Genomic DNA, 4,017 nt, shown 5'->3' with positions numbered 1-4,017 from the left:
CAGGACGCCGCCTCGGCCTGCGTGCCCTCGGCGGCCTGCGCGGGGCGGGGCCGCGCGGCGGGCGGCAGGTCGATCTCCAGCACGCCCGCCGCGTAGCGCCAGGCCTGCGTGTCGCCCGCGGCGAACGCCATATGTCCGCTGGCCGCCCGCAGCAGCGTGCCCAGTTCGGCCCAATCGTCGCGGCCGCCCTGGCGCGCCGCCAACTGGCGCCGGGCCTGGCCCACGGGATCGACCACCGCGCCCACCGACGGGAACGCCTTGCGCACCGACTGCGCCAGTTGCTCGCGCGCCTCGTGTGCGGCCTCGTCCAGCCGCCAGGCATACAGGCACAATCCCGCCAGCCACACCAGGGCCGCGGCCAAGACCAGCGCGACGGCGGGACGCCAGCGGGCCGCGCCGCCCTCGCCCGGCGCGTGATCGGCGGCGATGAACCACGGCACCGCCGCCGTGACGCCGCAGGCCGCGTCAGGCAGGGTCTCGTTGGCCGCGATACCGGGCGGCGCCACGCCAACCCAGCGGCATGCGCCCCACCCGCCCGGCGCCTCGCCGCCCAGCGCCTGCAGCATCGTCGACGGAGCCACGGCGTCGCCTTCCTCCCAGGCGGTCAGGACGCCTGCGCCCTCGGCCTGGCGTACCACCAGATACCCATCGTGCTGCCACAGCGTCCAGCCGCCTTCGGTCTCGGGCAGCCACAGCGTGGCGGGCGCCAGCGCGGCAAGCGCCAGGCCGCAGGCGCGGGTCTGCGTCTGCACCGCCTGCGCCACGTCGGCGTCCAGCCAGGCCACGGGCACGCGCCCATCGGGGCCGCGCACGCCGTGGCCGATCAGCAGCGTGTCGGGTTCGCCCAGCGCCAGCGGCTCGATGGCGCCTTCCACGGCAATGCGCAAGCGCGCACGTGGCAACGGCGGCAGCGCCACCGCCGTCAGCGTGATGTCTTCGGGATGCAGAAACGCCGTCACCCGGGCGCCCGGCCAGCGGCGCCCCAGCTCGGCCAGGGTCAATGGCGGCACTCGGCGCCACGCCGCTTTCTCGCCCACCGCCACCGGCAGCGGCGTATCGGCGGCCAGCGCGCGCAGGGGCGGCAACAGCACGCGGATCGAGGCCATCACGCGCCTTCCCGCAGCCAGACGATCTCGGCCTTGCCCGCGCCGGTGCGGGCCAGCAGCGCCTTCAACGGCAAGGTCACGCCGCCCAGCCGCGCGGCGCCGGTCAGGCTGAACCAGGCGCTGGCCACCGCCACGCGCGGCGCTTCGGCGCCAGCCACCGGCGTCTGGCGAGACGCGTTGGCGCTTGCAGTGTCGGACGCCTTGTTCGCGGAGTTGCCGGTTGGTTGATTGGCCGTCCGGCTGGCGCCCGCGCCGGACCTTCCCCCGGCTGCCCTGGGCGAATTGCTGTCCCGCTGGCTGCCGTCCCGCTGGCTGCCGCCCGCCTCGGTCGGCGCAGCGCCTTGCACGCCTTCCAGGCGATTGGCAAAGTCGCCGCTGTTGACGAACCACTGCCCCGCATCGCGCTGCGCAACCATCGCCCTGGCCTGGTCCAGCGACAGGCCCGGCACGCGCGCCGCGATGACCTCGGCGCGCGCCGTGTTCACGTTCACCAGCGTCACGCGCGGCAGCACCGTCACGTAAGGCCGCAGGCGGGCCAGCACCGCGGCGTCCACGCCCGCCACGCCGGCCAGTTCCTCCAGGTTGCGCGGCAACGGCAGCTGGCCGCCACGCGGCCCGGCCCCTGGTTGCGCGGCCAGCATGCGCTGCGCGATGGCCTGGCCCGCCTGCGGCGCCACGCCCACCAGGGCGCACAGCCGCAGCAACTCATCGACGCTGTCCGGGTACAGGCGGCCTTCGAACACCAGGTTGCGCAGATTGAATTTGCCTTGTTCGTCTTCCAGCCGGCCGACGAACGCGGCCTCGCGCCCCGGCCGTTGCAGGCGGGTATCGACGATGGGCGCGGCCCAATCGCCATCCGCGCGGGTCGCGGCATTGCGCTGGCCGTCATCGCGCAACCGCTGGCGCGCCAGGCCCAGCCCGGCCTCCAGCATCACCTGGGCCTGGGCGCGCGTCTGCGCCGCCTGCACATTGCGCAGGAACGTGTCCTGGCGCTGCAACAGAGACGCGACGATCATGGTCACCGCCGCCACCACCAGCAGCGCGCTGATCACGGCCATGCCGCGCTGGCGCTCAAAGCTGCCACGAACCGATGTCGGCATTGCCCGCTTCCCCATCCGGTTTGCCGTCCGCGCCCAGCGAAAACACGTCGATCTCGCCACGCGTGCCGGGGTTGAGGTATTGGTACGGATGGCCCCACGGGTCGTTGGGCAGGCGGTCCAGGTAGGCGCGCCAGTTGTTCGAGGCGCCCGGGCCAGACGCCGGCCGATCCACCAGCGCGCGCAGGCCCTGCTCGGTGCTGGGGTAGCTGCCGTTGTCCAGCCGGTAGAGTTTCAGCGCCTGCATCAACGCGCTGATGTCCTGGCGCGCCGCCACGGCGCGGGCCTGGTCGGGCCGATCCAGCAGCCGCGGCACGATCAGCGCGGCCAGGATGCCCATGATGACGATCACCACCATGATCTCGATCAGCGTGAAACCACGCTGCCGGCGCCCGGGCGGGTACAGCCTATCCGTCGTTGACCGGCCTGCTTTCATCGCGCTTGAACTCCGAGGCAATCACACAGGGACCCGCAGACGGCGCCGCCGGCAGCCTCTGCCGCCGGGTCGCCTTTCGGGTCCGCACAGTGTGGCCAGCGCGGATGTCACGCAGTTGACCCGTTGTGTGGAGGATTGAAAGCTACGGGGGCGGCCCATGCCGGGTCGGCCCATGCCGGCTCAGCCCGTGCCGGATCAGCCCTGCTGTCGATTCGCCTGCAAGAGCTTGGCCAGCAGCGCGCTCAACTGCGCCTGCTCTTTCGCGTCCAGCGCAGCCAAGACCTCGGCCTGGTTCTGCACGTGCGCGCCGACGGCCTCGTCGATCAGCTTGACGCCCTGGCGCGTCAGCATCACCCGCGTGGCGCGGCCATCGGTAGGATCGGCGCTGCGCTTGACCAGCCCCGCCGCTTCCAGTCGGTCGATGCGGTTGGTCATGCTGCCCGACGAGATCATGGCGTCTTCGTACAGCGCCGTGGGCGTCAGCGCATAGGGCTTGCCGCTGCGCCGCAGCGTCGCCAGCACATCGAATTCCCCCGGCTGCAGGCCGAAGCGCGCAAACAGCGGGTTGATGCGGTCGCGCGACAGCACCAGCGCGCACTCGGCCAGCCGGCCCAGCACCTGCATCGTCGACACGTCCAGATCCGGACGTTCGCGGTTCCATTGCGCCACGGCGCGTTCTGCTCGATCCATAGCCCTGCTGGCCTCCCTGGTTATCTTGACGTCAAGATAAATGACATCTATCTTGACGTCGAGATATTTTAGCGGAACGCGCCGGGCATGCCGCCCCCCGCCGTCCGCGCCGGAGCCATCGTGTCTGTCTTTCGCCTCAACAACGCCTGGCGCATCGTCGCCATCATCCTGGTGGGCCTGAACCTGCGCCCCGTGCTGGCCTCGGTGCCGCCGCTGCTGGACCTGGTGCAGGCCGCCACCCGCCTGTCCGATTCAGCCGCCGGGCTGCTGACCGCCCTGCCCGTCTTCATCATGGGCCTGGGCGCCCTGGCCGCGGCGCCGCTGCGCCGCGTGCTCAACGAACAGCAAGGCGTGGCGCTCGGCCTCGTGCTGATCGCCACCGCCACTGCCGGCCGCCACTGGGCCGGCCTGCCCCACGTCATGCTGGCCACGGGCCTGACGGCCGGGCTGGGCATCGCCATCACGCAGGCCCTGCTGCCGATCTACATCAAGACGCGCCTGCCCGCGCAAGCCAGCCGCATCATGGGGCTGTATTCCACCGCCATCATGGGCGGCGCAGCGATCGCCAGCGTGGCCGCGCCCCTGGCCGCGCAAGGCGGCGCCTGGCCCGACGCACTGGCGCTGTGGGCCGTGCCCGCCGGGCTGGCGCTGCTGTGCTGGCTGGCGGTGGCGCGGCGCGCACCCACAC

Annotated in this window: 5 protein-coding genes; 1 reads left to right on the top strand and 4 read right to left on the bottom strand. The window is 72.5% G+C overall.

Annotated features, from left to right (window positions below; translation table 11 throughout):
* From gspL to HV798_RS31485, 4 genes are all read right to left on the bottom strand, one after another.
* Positions 1-1,106 (bottom strand): type II secretion system protein GspL (gene gspL, locus HV798_RS31500; protein ID WP_246289365.1); only part of this gene is annotated, 1,106 nt, incomplete at its 3' end.
* A complete protein-coding gene (gene gspK / locus HV798_RS31495; protein WP_175196675.1) occupies positions 1,106-2,206 on the bottom strand; it encodes a type II secretion system minor pseudopilin GspK in 1,101 nt (366 codons plus the stop codon). The genes gspK and gspL, both read right to left, overlap by 1 nt.
* Positions 2,178-2,639: a type II secretion system major pseudopilin GspG gene (gene gspG / locus HV798_RS31490; RefSeq protein ID WP_175196677.1), complete on the bottom strand. Its 462-nt coding sequence runs from the start codon at positions 2,637-2,639 to the stop codon at positions 2,178-2,180. The genes gspK and gspG overlap by 29 nt, the downstream gene beginning before the upstream one ends.
* A gap of 195 nt (positions 2,640-2,834) precedes the next feature.
* Entirely contained in the window at positions 2,835-3,329 is a 495-nt protein-coding gene (locus HV798_RS31485) for a MarR family winged helix-turn-helix transcriptional regulator (protein WP_175196679.1), read from the bottom strand.
* A gap of 120 nt (positions 3,330-3,449) precedes the next feature.
* Between HV798_RS31485 and HV798_RS31480 the strand changes: the two genes are divergently transcribed.
* Positions 3,450-4,017: MFS transporter (locus HV798_RS31480; RefSeq protein ID WP_484456039.1), on the top strand; the 568-nt coding region annotated here is incomplete at its 3' end.

The sequence above is a fragment of the Achromobacter deleyi genome (assembly GCF_902859705.1).
Lineage (GTDB): Bacteria > Pseudomonadota > Gammaproteobacteria > Burkholderiales > Burkholderiaceae_B > Achromobacter > Achromobacter deleyi.
The sequence above is the reverse complement of the archived record's forward strand: the minus strand, read 5'-3'. Positions and strand labels throughout refer to the sequence as shown.